The organism is Pseudomonas sp. DF11 (assembly GCF_058148565.1).
On record NZ_JBYVYN010000007.1, the window covers coordinates 170,519 to 183,591 of the forward strand.

Consider the following 13,073-nt stretch of genomic DNA (forward strand, 5'->3'; position numbering starts at 1 on the left):
CCACTTTCCGCCACTTGCGCACACTATAGGAATGCGCCCACCGCACCGTCAAGGCGCGGATTGAAGGAAAAGCCTTATAGATCGGAGATTTAGGAGCGTTTCAGGAGGGGCAACAAGAATCTGACGTAGGAAATTTCGCCTCAACCCGAGGAAGCACAGGAGGCTGCGCGCACAAGTTAAAGTGATTTGTTAAGAGTAAGATTTTTTTGGTATTAGGAACTGCGTCTGCCAGTGATTCTGGCAGGGAGGGAAAAGGTGGAGAGTCGATCTATAAGCCGGGTTCTGTCTTGAACAGTCATTCGTCTACGATGGCCATCACTGGACATCTTTAGCAACCTACCCGGTCCCAGCGCGGGCCACGCCTTGGGACCCTATTTGGTCTTGCTCCAAGTGGGGTTTACCTAGCCACGAACTGTTGCCAGACGTGCGGTGCGCTCTTACCGCACCTTTTCACCCTTACCGGCGCCGAAGCGCTTAGGCGGTTATTTTCTGTGGCACTTTCCGTAGGCTCACGCCTCCCAGGCATTACCTGGCACTTCGCCCTATGGAGCCCGGACTTTCCTCCCCCCCCTAATTCTCATAGAGGGCAGCGACTGTCCAATCGACTCTCCGCCGCGAAGGTTAACGGTAGAGCGCCCGAAGAACAAGCGCTAAAAGCCTTGGGCCAGCCCCATATCCCGGTTTCACTGGCCTTTCTGTTTTTCCAGCGCGACCTGATATAGCACGTTCTTGCGCTCGCCAGTGATCTGCGCAGCAAGGGCAGCGGCGCGCTTGAGAGGCATCTCCTCGAGCAGCAGGTCAAGGATGCGCATCGCCTCGCTGCTGACAGCGTCTTCACTGTCCGGCGCTGTCCACCCGGCCACTAGCACCACGCATTCGCCGCGTTGCTGATTGCTGTCGCTTTCGACAAAGGCTCGCAACTCGGCCAACGGCAGGCCCTTGAGGGTTTCAAACGTCTTGGTCAGCTCACGAGCCAACAGTGCCGGACGCTCGGGGCCGAACACCAACTCCATGTCTTGCAGGCATTCCAGAATGCGGTGCGGCGCTTCATAGAAGATCAGCGTGCGCGGCTCCTCCTTTATAGCTTCCAGACGGGCACGCCGCCCCACCGCCTTGGCCGGCAGGAAACCTTCGAAGATGAACCGGTCCGACGGCAGGCCCGCCGCCGACAGTGCAGCGATCAATGCGCAGGCGCCCGGCACCGGCACCACATTGATGCCAGCGGCCCGGGCCTGGCGCACCAGGTGATAACCAGGATCGGAAATCAGCGGCGTCCCCGCATCGGAAATCAGCGCGACGTTATCGCCCGCCAATAGCCGGGTAATGAAACGACTGCCCTCGTCGCGCTCATTGTGTTCATGACAGGCCGCCAATGGCGTGGAAATACCGAAATGCTGCAGCAGGCGCTGGGAGTGACGCGTGTCTTCCGCCGCGATCAGCGCAACCTCCCGCAGGATTTTCAGCGCCCGGGCACTGATATCGTCCAGGTTGCCGATGGGCGTCGCCACCACATAAAGCGAGCCGGCAGCGGAATTCAAAGCACCTGGAGCAGTCAAAGCGCACACCTCATGATCGGTAAAAACCGCCATTGTAGCGTGTGCCAGCCCTCTCAGTTGTTCACATCAGCCATTGTGACGAGGGGATTCATCCCCCTGGGCTGCGCAGCAGCCCCAAAAAGGCTGGAAACCATTCAGCCTGACACATCGATGTGGAAGGTCTTGGGGCTGCTGCGCAACCCAGCGGGGATAAATCCCCTCGCCACAGGTTGGTGTCGCCAGCCGAGTGAGCAGCGTCTTTTGTGCTGCACCGCACTCTTTGAAATGCCTAAATTGATCGATTCACACCACTAACATCGCGCCCCGGCCAGTGCTTGGGTACAATTCGACGCTAATTTGATCTCGTATCAGGAACACTTACATGATCGCTTGCCTGCGGCTGCTCTCCGCCCTCTGCCTCGCTGCCTTCCTGGCGGCCTGCGCCAGCTCGCCCTCGTCCAGCCTTGGCGAGCTTCCACGGACCCCGGATGCCAGTATCGAGCAGTTGCTCGAACAGGCCAACCAAAGCAAGAACCCGGAAAAAGCCGCCCTACTGCGCCTGAGCGCTGCCGACCTGGCCTACCGCCAGGGCAACGCCGGCCAGTCCGCACAGATCCTGCAACAAGTGCCGATGGAGCAACTCAAGCCCGGCCAGCAGATTTTCGCCAGCACGCTGTCGGCTGAACTGGCGATGACCCGCAACCAGCCCAAGGCAGCACTGACCGCCTTGAGTCATCCAAGCCTGCAGCACCTGAGCGAAATGCCGGTAGAGCAGCAGGTCCGCACCGGTACCGTCCGCGCCCGTGCCCTCGAGGCCGATGGCCAGACCCTGGCCGCCGCCAAGGAGCGCATCTTCATCGCGCCCCTGCTGGAAAACGACGCCGCGGCGAAAAACCACGAAGCCATCTGGGTACTGATCGCCTCGCTGCCCACCGACCAGTTGCAACCGACCAGCAACGACGATCTGGGCGGCTGGCTGAGCCTCGCCCAGGCCGTCAAGACCGCCGGCACCCTGGAACAACAGCAGGCGGCCATCGACCACTGGCGCGAACAGAATCCGAAGCACCCCGCCGCCCTGCAACTACCGACACCCCTGGTCAAGCTCAAGGAACTGGCGAGCCAGCCGCTGAGCAAGATCGCCCTGCTGCTGCCGCAAAATGGCCCGTTGGCCACGGTTGCCAAGGCCTTGCGTGAGGGCTTCATGGCCGCGCACTACCAGGCCCAGCAGGCCGGGCAGAAGCCACCAAGCATCCAGTTCTACGACAGCTCCAGCCTGACCTCCATGGACGAGTTCTACCGCAAGGCCCAGGCCGACGGCGTGCAACTGGTGGTCGGACCGCTGGAAAAGCCACTGGTCAAGCAGATCAGCACCCGCCCGCAACTGCCAATCACTACCCTGGCGCTGAACTACAGCGAAGGCGAACAAGGGCCACCGCAACTGTTCCAGTTTGGCCTGGCGCCCGAGGATGAAGCGCGCGAAGTGTCCCGTCGTGCCCGCGCCGACGGCCTGCATCGTGCCGCCGCCATGATACCGAAGGGTGAATGGGGAGATCGTGTACTGAAGGCCTTCAGCCAGGACTGGCAGGCCAATGGCGGCACCATCATCGCGGTCGAACGGGTCGACCAGCCGGTGCAACTGGCCCAGCAGATCGCCGACATGTTCCAATTGCGCCAGAGCGAAGGTCGCGCCAAGAGCCTGCAAAACACCGTTGGCACCACGGTCGCAGCCCAGCCGTCCCGTCGCCAGGACATCGAGTTCATCTTCCTGGCCTCGACGCCGCAACAGGCCCAGCAGATCAAGCCAACCCTGAACTTCCAGTACGCGGGTGACGTACCAGTCTATGCGACGTCTTCGGTGTTCAGCGCCAGCGGCGACCAGAACCAGTACAACGACATGAGCGGCATCCGCTTCTGCGAAACCCCGTGGTTGCTGGACGCCAATGACCCACTGCGCAAGCAGGTCACCGCCCAGTGGCCCCAGGCCGGTGGCAGCCTGGGCCGGTTGTACGCGATGGGTGTAGATGCCTATCGCCTGGCACCGCGCCTGGGCCAGCTCAAGACGTTGCCGGACAGCCGCATCGAAGGCCTGTCGGGTAGCCTGGCGGTATCCGCCACCCAGCGCGTGCAGCGTCAACTGCCATGGGCCGAGTTCGTCAGCGGCCAGGTGCAGCGCCTGCCGGATACCCAGCGCTGATGCCTGACCGATCACGCCAGCAACGCGGACGGGATGCCGAGGGCCAGGCCCTCGCGCATCTCCAGCAGCAAGGCCTGCGGCTGGTGGCGCAGAACTGGTTGTGTAAACGCGGCGAGCTTGATCTGGTCATGCTTGACGGCGATACAGTAGTATTCGTCGAAGTCCGCTACAGAAAAAATACTCAATGGGGTGGCGCACTCGACAGCATTGACGAGCGCAAGCGCCAGAAGCTGGTTTTCGCCGCGCAGTACTTTCTGCAAAGCGAGTCTCGCTGGGCCGATCATCCCTGCCGCTTCGACGTGGTTGCCATCGACAGCAACGCCGCCCAGTTGAATTGGCTGCAGAACGCCTTCGACAGTTGAACGCCCATGCCGAGCCGGACACCTTCACCTAACTTTTTTGCTCTTTGCTTTGCGCGCCGCACACGTTTGTGCCGATAAGCCGCGCTACTTAAGGTCACACTGATGGACATGCAATCGCGAATTCGCCAGCTTTTTCAGGCCAGTATCGACACCAAGCAACAGGCGATGGACGTACTTGCACCACACATCGAGCAAGCCAGCCAAGTGATGGTCAACGCCTTGCTCAACGAGGGCAAGATGCTTTCGTGCGGCAATGGCGGCTCGGCCGGCGATGCCCAGCATTTCTCTTCGGAACTGCTCAACCGCTTCGAGCGCGAGCGTCCGAGCCTGCCGGCAATCGCCCTGACTACCGACAGCTCGACGATCACCTCGATCGCCAACGACTACAGCTACAACGAAGTATTCTCCAAACAGATCCGCGCCCTGGGACAACCTGGCGATGTGCTGCTGGCCATTTCCACCAGTGGCAACTCGGCCAATATTATTCAAGCGATCCAGGCCGCACATGATCGCGAAATGATTGTCGTAGCATTGACCGGTCGTGACGGCGGCGGCATGGCGTCCCTGCTATTGCCTGAAGACGTCGAGATCCGCGTACCGGCCAATGTCACCGCACGTATCCAGGAAGTCCACCTGCTGGCGATCCACTGCCTTTGCGACTTGATCGACAGCCAACTGTTCGGGAGTGAAGAATGACCCCTAATCGCCTAGGCCTTCTGGCCCTGACCCTGTGCCTCGGCATCAGCGGCTGCACATCGGTGGTTAACGCCAGCCGGGAAAAGCCGATTGAAGACGACCGCGGCACCCGTACCTTCGGCAGCAAGATCGACGACTCCCTGATCGAAACCAAAGTGGGAGTGAACATCGCCAAGGCCGACCCGGACCTGGACAACAACTCGCACATCGTCGTCACCAGCTTCAACGGCGTCGTATTGCTGGCCGGCCAGACCCCACGCGCGGACCTCAAGGCCAAGGCCGAACAGGAAGCGAGCGCCGTGCAACGGGTCAAGACCGTGCACAACGAGTTGCAGATCCTGCAACCTTCCTCGCTGCTGGCACGCCAGAACGATGCGTGGCTGACCACCAAGATCAAGACCCAGATGCTCACCGACGCCAGCATTCCCGGCTCGCGCATCAAGGTTGTGACCGAGAACGGCATCGTCTATCTGCTGGGTCTGCTGACCAAGCAGGAGGCCGCGCAGGCGACCAACCTGGTGCAGGGTGTGTCCGGGGTGCAGAAGATCGTCAAGCTGTTTGAGTACATTGACTGATACGGCGCGAGCTCAGAAAAGGCGCTTTTCCCAGGCGGGGAAAGCGCCTTTTTTTTGGGTTCGATTTCAGGGCTGACTGGCGCGATATACACATCAACCACGGAACCACAAAAAAAATGCCCGCATCTCGCGACACAGGCATTTTCTTCAAACCAGCCAGCAGATCTATTTCACCACTTTCAGACTCGGCCGACCGCTAGGACGCGGCGGCTCGTCATCCGGTGGCGGCAGGTCATCATCCGGCTCGAACTCTTCTTCGCCATCCAGCGGCGCTTCCAGCTCAAACACCATACCCTGACCATTCTCCCGGGCATAAATCCCCAGGATCGCAGCAATAGGCACATACAACGTGTGCGGCACACCACCGAAGCGCCCTTCGAAGCTGACAGCGTCATTATCCATGTGCAGGTGACGCACAGCGGCTGGCGACACGTTCAGGACAATCTGCCCATCGTTGGCAAAACCCTGCGGCACCTGCACCGAAGGATACTCGGCGTTGACCAGCATGTGCGGGGTGCAATCGTTGTCCACAATCCACTCGTAGAGCGCGCGGACCAGATAAGGTCGACTGGAGTTCATAGCGGCTCCCTAAGCCTTAGCGCATGTCGCGTTCGACACCAGACAGACTCGCCTGGAAAGCCTCACGCGCGAATTGGCGCTCCATATAATCAAGCAGCGGCTTGGCAGGCCGCGGCAGTTCTATACCCAGAATCGGCAAACGCCAGAGTATTGGCAATAGGCAGCAATCCACCAGACTTTGTTCCTCACTGAGGAAAAACGGCTTATCGACGAACAACGGCGATACGCCTGTCAGGCTTTCACGCAACTCCTTACGCGCCACGACCCGCGCGGGCTCCTTGGTCCGGGAATCCAGGATCAGATCCACCAACCCGCACCAGTCACGCTGGATGCGATGGATCAGCAAACGACTGTTGGCGCGTGCGACAGGGTACACCGGCAGCAAAGGCGGATGCGGATAACGCTCATCCAGGTATTCCATCACCACAGTCGACTCCCACAATGCCAGGTCACGATCGACCAGTGTGGGCAGGCTGCCATAAGGGTTCACTTCGATCAGCTTCGGCGGCTGACGGCCCGCTTCGACGTAAATGATCTCGGCGCTGACACCCTTCTCTGCCAGTACGATACGTACCCGGTGGGAATAGTGGTCGGCGGGGTCGGAGTAACAGGCCAACCGATTGGTCACGCCCATGGCGATCCTCCTCGCTTGTTGAAATTATCGAAAAACGGAAAAACGAGCGCGCCCAGAGAGCGTCTCCCGTAACGCCTGGCTGACCAGGCTCGTTACATTTCTAGAGACGCCCTTGGGCGCGCACGATTAACAGCAACGGCTTACAGCTTTATCAATGCACGTCTTTCCAGTATTCACGCTTGAGCAGGTAAGCGAATACGAAGAAGAACGCCAGGTACAGCAATACATAGGTACCGATGCGCTGATGCTCCAGCTTCACCGGGTTGGCCGAGTAGGCCAGGAAGGTCACCAGGTTCTTGACCTTCTCATCGAACTGCTCTGGGGTCAGGCTACCGGTGTTCGGCAATACGGTCAGCTGGTCGCAGGCTTCATGCGTCAAAGCGGTGCCAGTCAGCGGATCGAATTGCTTTTTACCACCCTCAACGATCTGAACCTGTTTGCAGCCTACCACCTGGCGCCCCTGGAGGCCGACCAGAACGTTAGGCATGCCGACGTTCGGGAAGACCTTGTTGTTCACGCCCCATGGGCGCGCAGGATCTTCGTAGAACGAACGCAGGTAACCATAAAGCCAGTCAGTTCCACGAACGCGGGCGACCAGGGTCAGGTCCGGCGGCGCGGCGCCGAACCAGGTCTTGGCATCCGCAGGCTGCATGCCGATGGTCATGTGATCGCCCAGCTTGGCACCGGTGAACACCAGTTTCTCGAGCATCATTTCATGAGGAATGCCCAGGTCATCGGCCACACGCTCGTAACGCTGGAACTTGGCACTGTGGCAGCCCATGCAGTAGTTGGCGAACGTCCGTGCGCCGTCCTGCATGGCAGCTTTGTCGGAAACGTCGATGTCGACTTTTTCCAGCTCTGGACCACCGTGTTCGGCCGCGAAGGACAATACAGGCATAGCAGCAAGAATCAGTACAGCAAATAGCTTTTTCATCAGCCAGTCACCCTTTCCGGAACCGGTTTGGTCTTCTCGAGCCTGGTATAGAACGGCATCAGAATGAAGTAGGCGAAGTACAGGAAGGTGCAAACCTGCGACAGCAACGTACGCTCCGGTGTCGGTGCCAGTACACCCAGCACGCCCAGGATCACGAACGAGATGCAGAACACCACGAGCCAGATCTTGCTCAGCCAGCCTTTGTAGCGCATCGACTTGACCGGGCTGCGGTCCAGCCACGGCAGGACGAACAGCACGGCGATGGCCGCGCCCATGGCGATAACGCCCATCAGCTTGTCTGGAATTGCCCGCAGAATCGCGTAGAACGGTGTGAAGTACCAGACCGGGGCAATGTGCTCAGGGGTCTTGAAGGCGTTCGCCTGCTCGAAGTTCGGCTTCTCGAGGAAATAACCACCCATTTCCGGGAAGAAGAACACGATGGAGCAGAAGATGAACAGGAAGACCACCACACCGACGATATCTTTCACGGTGTAGTACGGGTGGAAGGCAATGCCATCCAGCGGTACGCCGTTCTCGTCCTTGTGCTTCTTGATGTCCACGCCATCGGGGTTGTTCGAGCCGACTTCGTGCAGCGCCAGGATGTGCAGCACCACCAGACCGAGGATCACGATCGGCAGGGCCACGACGTGCAGGGCGAAGAAGCGGTTCAGGGTGATGCCGGAGATCAGGTAGTCACCGCGGATCCACTGGGTCAGGTCGTTACCGATGACCGGAATCGCACCGAACAACGAGATGATCACCTGGGCGCCCCAGTAGGACATCTGGCCCCACGGCAGCAGGTAGCCCATGAAGGCTTCGGCCATCAGCGCCAGGTAGATCAGCATGCCGAAGACCCACACCAGCTCACGTGGCTTCTGGTACGAACCGTAGAGCAGGCCACGGAACATGTGCAGGTAGACCACGATGAAGAACGCCGAAGCGCCAGTGGAGTGCAGCAGACGCAGGATCGAGCCGTACTCGACGTCGCGCATGATGTATTCGACGGAGGCAAACGCTTCTTCCGCCGACGGGGTGTAGCTCATGGTCAGCCAGACACCGGTGACGATCTGGTTGACCAGAACGAGCAATGCCAGGGAGCCAAAGAAGTAGAAGAAGTTGAAGTTTTTTGGAGCGTAATACTTGCTGAGATGGTCTTCCCACATTTTGGTCGCGGGAAAGCGCGCATCAACCCAATCCATGAATTTGCTCATCACGCTTTCTCCGTATCGACGCCAACGACAATGATGTCGTCGGTCTCATAGGAATGCGGGGGAACTGGCAGGTTCAGAGGTGCAGGCTGCGATTTGTAGACGCGACCCGCCAGGTCGTAGTGGGAGCCGTGGCAAGGGCAGAAATAACCACCGACCCAGTCCTTGCCCAAGTCGGCAGGCGCCACTTCAGGACGGAACGTTGGCGAGCAACCCAGGTGCGTGCAGATCCCGATCAGCAGCAGGACTTCTGGCTTGATCGAACGCGTCTCTGGGTCGACATAGGTCGGTTGCGTCGAGTTCTTGGAGGTGGGGTCGGACAACTGGCCTTCGATCTTTTTCAGATTCCCCAGGATTTCCTCTGTACGGCGGACGATGAACACCGGCTGACCGCGCCACTCAGCAATCATCTGCTGGCCTGGCTCGATCTTGCTGACATTCACTTTCACCGGTGCACCTGCAGCTTTCGCCTTGGCACTGGGAAACCATGACCCCACGAACGGGACCGCAGCCCCCACCGCTCCTGCAGCACCCACCACGGATGTGGCTGCTACCAGGAAGCGACGCCGGCCTGCATTCACGCCGTCATTGCTCATTCAGTCCTCTCCCATCAGCTTTGTGGCCTGTTAGATCAGGCGTCTACTAAGTAAAAATCTGAACTTATAAAAATTTTGCCGAATGGTAATGAAAAGCCCCAATTCTGACAAGGTAATTACCAAGCGGCCAAACCGCCAAGCCTTGTAGTATAGGGGCTCTACGAATGTGGCAAGTTGTCACAGAGCAATTCTTTTGCACATAAAAAAACGCCCAGCTCCGTGAGGAACTGGGCGCCTTTTGAAAGCGGAAGCGAAATTAACGCTTCGAGTACTGCGGACGCTTACGCGCTTTACGCAGACCGACTTTCTTACGTTCAACTTCGCGAGCATCGCGAGTTACGAAGCCGGCTTTGCGCAGAGCACTACGCAGAGTCTCGTCGTAGTCCATCAGGGCGCGAGTGATGCCGTGGCGGATTGCGCCAGCTTGACCACTTACACCACCACCGATAACGGTGACGTAGATGTCGAATTTTTCGACGGTCTCGGTCAGTTCCAGCGGCTGACGAACTACCATGCGGGCAGTTTCGCGGCCGAAGAAGTTATCCAGGGAGCGGTTGTTGATGGAGATGTTACCAGTGCCCGGACGCAGGAAAACGCGTGCGGTTGCAGTCTTGCGACGGCCAGTGCCGTAATTTTGAGTCGCCGACATAATGAACTATTCCGTTAAAACTTCAGTTCTTGGGGCTGCTGAGCAGTATGAGGGTGAGCAGCGCCCGCATAAACCTTCAGCTTACGATACATGTCGCGACCCAGTGGGTTCTTAGGCAGCATGCCTTTAACCGCGGTCTCGATCACGCGCTCAGGGGCTTTGGCGATCAGCTTTTCGAAGTTGATCGACTTGATGCCGCCAGGAAAACCGGAGTGGGAGTAGTACATTTTGTCAGTGGTTTTAGCGCCAGTAACACGTACTTGCTCAGCGTTGATCACGACGATGTAGTCACCGGTGTCAACGTGAGGGGTGTACTCAGGCTTGTGCTTGCCACGCAGACGGCTCGCGATTTCGGTGGCCAGACGACCCAGGGTCTGACCAGCAGCGTCGACGACAAACCAGTCGCGCTTTACTGTTTCCGGTTTAGCAGTAAAAGTTTTCATTCTTTATAGCCTCAGGGGCCGCCCTGTAAATTAGACGGCGGATCTTACTGAATAGTGCGTACTTTGACAAGTCAAAGGCAGCCGGATACAGACGCTTTCGGGGGCTCGGGTCGGCGCGTCCGTTCAACGGCAAGATTCTTCGGCGGCGGCGCATCACTTCCACTGCAGAAAGAGGTGCGCAATTATGCAGATTGCGAAAAATATTTCAACCTGCTTTTATGATTGTTTTGCCCAAGGAGGTCCCGATGGACTATCGCCAGCTAGGCCGTACCGATCTGAACGTGAGTGCCCTGTGCCTCGGAACCATGACCTGGGGTGAGCAGAACAGCGAGGCCGAAGCCTTCGCCCAGATCGAACGCGCCAAGGGTGCCGGCATCAATTTCATGGACACCGCCGAGATGTACCCGGTGCCACCGAAGGCCGAGACCTACGCCACCACCGAGCGCTACATCGGCAATTACTTCAAGAGCCGCGGCGACCGTGCCGACTGGATCCTGGCAAGCAAGATCGCCGGTCCCGGCAACACCATCGACTACATCCGCGACAAGAACCTCAAGCACAACCGCCGCCACATCGTCGAAGCGGTGGATGCCAGCCTCAAGCGCTTGCAGACCGACTGGATCGATCTTTACCAATTGCACTGGCCGGAGCGCAGCACCAATTTCTTTGGCCAACTGGGCTACCAGCACAAGGCCGACGAAACGTTCACCCCGCTGGAGGAAACCCTCGAAGCCCTGGACGAACAGGTCCGCGCCGGCAAGATCCGCCACATCGGCCTGTCCAACGAAACGCCCTGGGGCACCATGAAATTCCTCGCCCTGGCCGAAGCCCGTGGCTGGCCGCGGGCAGTGTCGATCCAGAATCCTTACAACCTGCTCAATCGCAGCTTCGAGGTCGGCCTCGCGGAAATCGCCATTCGCGAACAGTGCGGCCTGCTGGCCTACTCGCCCCTGGCGTTCGGTTTCCTGTCGGGCAAATACGAAAACGGCGCACGGCCAGCCAAGGGGCGCCTGACCCTCTATAGCCGCTTCATGCGCTACTTCAATCCGCAATCGGAAGCAGCATGCAGCCGCTATGTGGCGTTGGCCCGCGACCATGGCCTGGACCCGGCACAGATGGCCCTGGCGTTCGTCACCCAGCAGCCGTTCGTGACCAGCAACATCATCGGCGCCACCACGCTGGAGCAACTGGACAGCAACATCGCCAGCTTCGACCTGAAGCTGTCGGATGAGGTTCTGGCGGGGATCGAGGCGATTCACAAGGATCAGCCGAACCCGGCGCCCTGATTGATTCATAGCCCTCATCGCGAGCAGGCTCGCTCCCACATTGGATTTATGTCTGACCACAATTTGTGATTCGACAGACACCCTTGTGGGAGCGAGCCTGCTCGCGATAGCGGTCTAACAGTCACTACGGCATCAAAGCGACCGCGCAATAATCTCCTTCATGATTTCATTGGTCCCGGCATAGATCCGCTGCACCCGCGCATCCGCCCACGCCCGGGCAACCGGGTATTCCCACATGAAGCCGTAGCCGCCATGCAACTGCACGCATTCATCGAGCACCTTGCATTGCAGGTCGGTGCCCCAGTACTTGGCCATCGCCGCCGTCGGTACATCGAGCTTGCCTTGCAGGTGCAGTTCCAGGCAGCGGTCGACGAAGACCCGGCCAATCTGGATTTCGGTGGCCATTTCCGCGAGCTTGAAACGGGTGTTCTGGAAGTCCGCGATGGATTTGCCGAACGCCTTGCGGTCACGGGTGTAGTCCAGGGTCCATTGCAGCGCCGCTTCGGCCGAGGCCAGGCCGCCAATGGCGACGGTCAGGCGCTCCTGAGGCAGCTCCTGCATCAAGTAGGCGAAGCCCATTCCGGCCTGGCCAAGCAGGTTTTCCTTCGGCACGCGGACATCCTGGAAGAACAATTCCGAGGTGTCCTGGGCCTTCATGCCGACTTTTTCCAGGCGCTTGCCTTTTTCGAAACCCGGCGTGCCCGCCTCCACCAGGAACAGGCTGGTGCCCTTGGACCCGGCCTTCGGATCGGTCTTGGCGACCACGATCACCAGGTCGGCCAGGAAACCATTGGTAATGAAGGTCTTCGAGCCGTTGATGACGTACTCATCGCCGTCCAGCACCGCCGAGGTCTTCACGCCTTGCAGATCGGAACCGGCGCCCGGCTCGGTCATGGCGATGGCCGTGACCATTTCGCCGGACACCAGTTTCGGCAGGTATTTGTGTTTCAGCGCCTCGCTGCCGTAATGCAGGATGTACGGCGCGACGATGTCGGAATGCAGCGAGAAACCGATCCCCGTCAGCCCCAGGCGGCCGATCTCCTCGATCACCACCGTGCTGTAGAGGAAGTCCGCGTCCAGCCCGCCGTAGGCTTCTGGAAGGTGCGAGCACAACATGCCCGCCTCCCCCGCTTTGTTCCAGAGCTGGCGGTCGACATGCCCCTGTTTTTCCCACTGGCTGTGGTACGGCACGGCTTCTTTTTCGAGGAAGGTTCGTACGCTGTCGCGAAACAATTCGTGCTCGGGACTGAACAGTGTTCTTGGGATCATGACGCACCTTTGATTATTGTTGAACGTGGTTATCCGATAGAGCCTAAAGCCTGCGGTGTACGACAGGACACTGGACACATGCGACAAAAAATAAGACGATCCAGCCGTCTGGT

General features: G+C 59.1%; 14 protein-coding genes and 1 other RNA gene. 5 read left to right on the forward strand and 10 right to left on the reverse strand.

What is annotated here, in order from left to right:
* Positions 1–255 precede the first annotated feature (255 nt).
* An RNA gene (gene rnpB, locus AC30D9_RS20790) (RNase P RNA component class A) lies at positions 256–609 on the reverse strand.
* Positions 610–683: 74 nt separating this feature from the next.
* Complete coding sequence (gene rsmI, locus AC30D9_RS20795; protein WP_134925724.1) at positions 684–1,589, reverse strand: 16S rRNA (cytidine(1402)-2'-O)-methyltransferase; 906 nt, start codon at positions 1,587–1,589, stop codon at positions 684–686.
* Positions 1,590–1,917: 328 nt separating this feature from the next.
* On the opposite strand from rsmI, the gene AC30D9_RS20800 reads away from it, so the two are divergent.
* The 4 genes from AC30D9_RS20800 to AC30D9_RS20815 all read left to right on the forward strand — a co-directional run bounded on the left by AC30D9_RS20800 (position 1,918) and on the right by AC30D9_RS20815 (position 5,362).
* Entirely contained in the window at positions 1,918–3,729 is a 1,812-nt protein-coding gene (locus tag AC30D9_RS20800) for a penicillin-binding protein activator (protein ID WP_490144757.1), read from the forward strand.
* Positions 3,729–4,091, forward strand: coding sequence for a YraN family protein (locus tag AC30D9_RS20805; protein WP_109754818.1), 363 nt, complete (start codon positions 3,729–3,731; stop codon positions 4,089–4,091). Before AC30D9_RS20800 ends, AC30D9_RS20805 begins: the two co-directional genes overlap by 1 nt.
* Before the next feature lie 102 nt (positions 4,092–4,193).
* On the forward strand, positions 4,194–4,787 hold the full coding sequence (locus AC30D9_RS20810; RefSeq protein WP_007928463.1) for a phosphoheptose isomerase: 594 nt from the start codon (positions 4,194–4,196) through the stop codon (positions 4,785–4,787).
* On the forward strand, positions 4,784–5,362 hold the full coding sequence (locus tag AC30D9_RS20815; RefSeq protein ID WP_134925727.1) for a BON domain-containing protein: 579 nt from the start codon (positions 4,784–4,786) through the stop codon (positions 5,360–5,362). The genes AC30D9_RS20810 and AC30D9_RS20815 overlap by 4 nt, the downstream gene beginning before the upstream one ends.
* 165 nt (positions 5,363–5,527) lie before the next feature.
* On the opposite strand, the gene AC30D9_RS20820 is transcribed toward AC30D9_RS20815, so the two are convergent.
* From AC30D9_RS20820 to rplM, 7 genes are all read right to left on the reverse strand, one after another.
* Positions 5,528–5,941 carry a ClpXP protease specificity-enhancing factor gene (locus AC30D9_RS20820; protein ID WP_058545586.1) on the reverse strand — a complete coding sequence of 138 codons (414 nt, stop codon included), beginning with the start codon at positions 5,939–5,941 and terminating at the stop codon, positions 5,528–5,530.
* A 16-nt stretch (positions 5,942–5,957) separates the two neighbouring features.
* Positions 5,958–6,575: a glutathione S-transferase N-terminal domain-containing protein gene (locus AC30D9_RS20825; protein ID WP_003178195.1), complete on the reverse strand. Its 618-nt coding sequence runs from the start codon at positions 6,573–6,575 to the stop codon at positions 5,958–5,960.
* Between the two features lie 151 nt (positions 6,576–6,726).
* A complete protein-coding gene (locus tag AC30D9_RS20830) occupies positions 6,727–7,509 on the reverse strand; it encodes a cytochrome c1 (RefSeq protein WP_109754819.1) in 783 nt (260 codons plus the stop codon).
* Complete coding sequence (locus AC30D9_RS20835; protein ID WP_134925729.1) at positions 7,509–8,720, reverse strand: cytochrome b; 1,212 nt, start codon at positions 8,718–8,720, stop codon at positions 7,509–7,511. Before AC30D9_RS20835 ends, AC30D9_RS20830 begins: the two co-directional genes overlap by 1 nt.
* Positions 8,720–9,313 carry a ubiquinol-cytochrome c reductase iron-sulfur subunit gene (petA, locus tag AC30D9_RS20840; RefSeq protein ID WP_008060255.1) on the reverse strand — a complete coding sequence of 198 codons (594 nt, stop codon included), beginning with the start codon at positions 9,311–9,313 and terminating at the stop codon, positions 8,720–8,722. The genes AC30D9_RS20835 and petA overlap by 1 nt, the downstream gene beginning before the upstream one ends.
* Positions 9,314–9,569: 256 nt before the next feature.
* On the reverse strand, positions 9,570–9,962 hold the full coding sequence (gene rpsI, locus AC30D9_RS20845) for a 30S ribosomal protein S9 (protein WP_003228056.1): 393 nt from the start codon (positions 9,960–9,962) through the stop codon (positions 9,570–9,572).
* A 14-nt stretch (positions 9,963–9,976) separates the two neighbouring features.
* On the reverse strand, positions 9,977–10,405 hold the full coding sequence (rplM, locus tag AC30D9_RS20850) for a 50S ribosomal protein L13 (protein WP_003205365.1): 429 nt from the start codon (positions 10,403–10,405) through the stop codon (positions 9,977–9,979).
* Positions 10,406–10,650: 245 nt separating this feature from the next.
* On the opposite strand from rplM, the gene AC30D9_RS20855 reads away from it, so the two are divergent.
* Positions 10,651–11,691 carry an NADP(H)-dependent aldo-keto reductase gene (locus tag AC30D9_RS20855; protein ID WP_134925730.1) on the forward strand — a complete coding sequence of 347 codons (1,041 nt, stop codon included), beginning with the start codon at positions 10,651–10,653 and terminating at the stop codon, positions 11,689–11,691.
* A gap of 132 nt (positions 11,692–11,823) precedes the next feature.
* On the opposite strand, the gene AC30D9_RS20860 is transcribed toward AC30D9_RS20855, so the two are convergent.
* Positions 11,824–12,960, reverse strand: coding sequence for an acyl-CoA dehydrogenase family protein (locus AC30D9_RS20860; RefSeq protein ID WP_116833403.1), 1,137 nt, complete (start codon positions 12,958–12,960; stop codon positions 11,824–11,826).
* Positions 12,961–13,073 lie beyond the last annotated feature (113 nt).

What these genes read in the sequence shown, in the direction of transcription:
- AC30D9_RS20815 (WP_134925727.1), top strand. Translation starts at nt 4,784, where the DNA reads ATGACCCCTAATCGCCTAGGCCTTCTGGCCCTGACCCTGTGCCTCGGC.
- AC30D9_RS20860 (WP_116833403.1), bottom strand. Translation starts at nt 12,960, where the DNA reads ATGATCCCAAGAACACTGTTCAGTCCCGAGCACGAATTGTTTCGCGAC.
- AC30D9_RS20810 (WP_007928463.1), top strand. Translation starts at nt 4,194, where the DNA reads ATGGACATGCAATCGCGAATTCGCCAGCTTTTTCAGGCCAGTATCGAC.
- AC30D9_RS20800 (WP_490144757.1), top strand. Translation starts at nt 1,918, where the DNA reads ATGATCGCTTGCCTGCGGCTGCTCTCCGCCCTCTGCCTCGCTGCCTTC.
- AC30D9_RS20855 (WP_134925730.1), top strand. Translation starts at nt 10,651, where the DNA reads ATGGACTATCGCCAGCTAGGCCGTACCGATCTGAACGTGAGTGCCCTG.
- AC30D9_RS20805 (WP_109754818.1), top strand. Translation starts at nt 3,729, where the DNA reads ATGCCTGACCGATCACGCCAGCAACGCGGACGGGATGCCGAGGGCCAG.
- petA (WP_008060255.1), bottom strand. Translation starts at nt 9,313, where the DNA reads ATGAGCAATGACGGCGTGAATGCAGGCCGGCGTCGCTTCCTGGTAGCA.
- rplM (WP_003205365.1), bottom strand. Translation starts at nt 10,405, where the DNA reads ATGAAAACTTTTACTGCTAAACCGGAAACAGTAAAGCGCGACTGGTTT.
- AC30D9_RS20820 (WP_058545586.1), bottom strand. Translation starts at nt 5,941, where the DNA reads ATGAACTCCAGTCGACCTTATCTGGTCCGCGCGCTCTACGAGTGGATT.
- rpsI (WP_003228056.1), bottom strand. Translation starts at nt 9,962, where the DNA reads ATGTCGGCGACTCAAAATTACGGCACTGGCCGTCGCAAGACTGCAACC.
- AC30D9_RS20830 (WP_109754819.1), bottom strand. Translation starts at nt 7,509, where the DNA reads ATGAAAAAGCTATTTGCTGTACTGATTCTTGCTGCTATGCCTGTATTG.
- rsmI (WP_134925724.1), bottom strand. Translation starts at nt 1,589, where the DNA reads ATGGCGGTTTTTACCGATCATGAGGTGTGCGCTTTGACTGCTCCAGGT.
- AC30D9_RS20825 (WP_003178195.1), bottom strand. Translation starts at nt 6,575, where the DNA reads ATGGGCGTGACCAATCGGTTGGCCTGTTACTCCGACCCCGCCGACCAC.
- AC30D9_RS20835 (WP_134925729.1), bottom strand. Translation starts at nt 8,720, where the DNA reads ATGAGCAAATTCATGGATTGGGTTGATGCGCGCTTTCCCGCGACCAAA.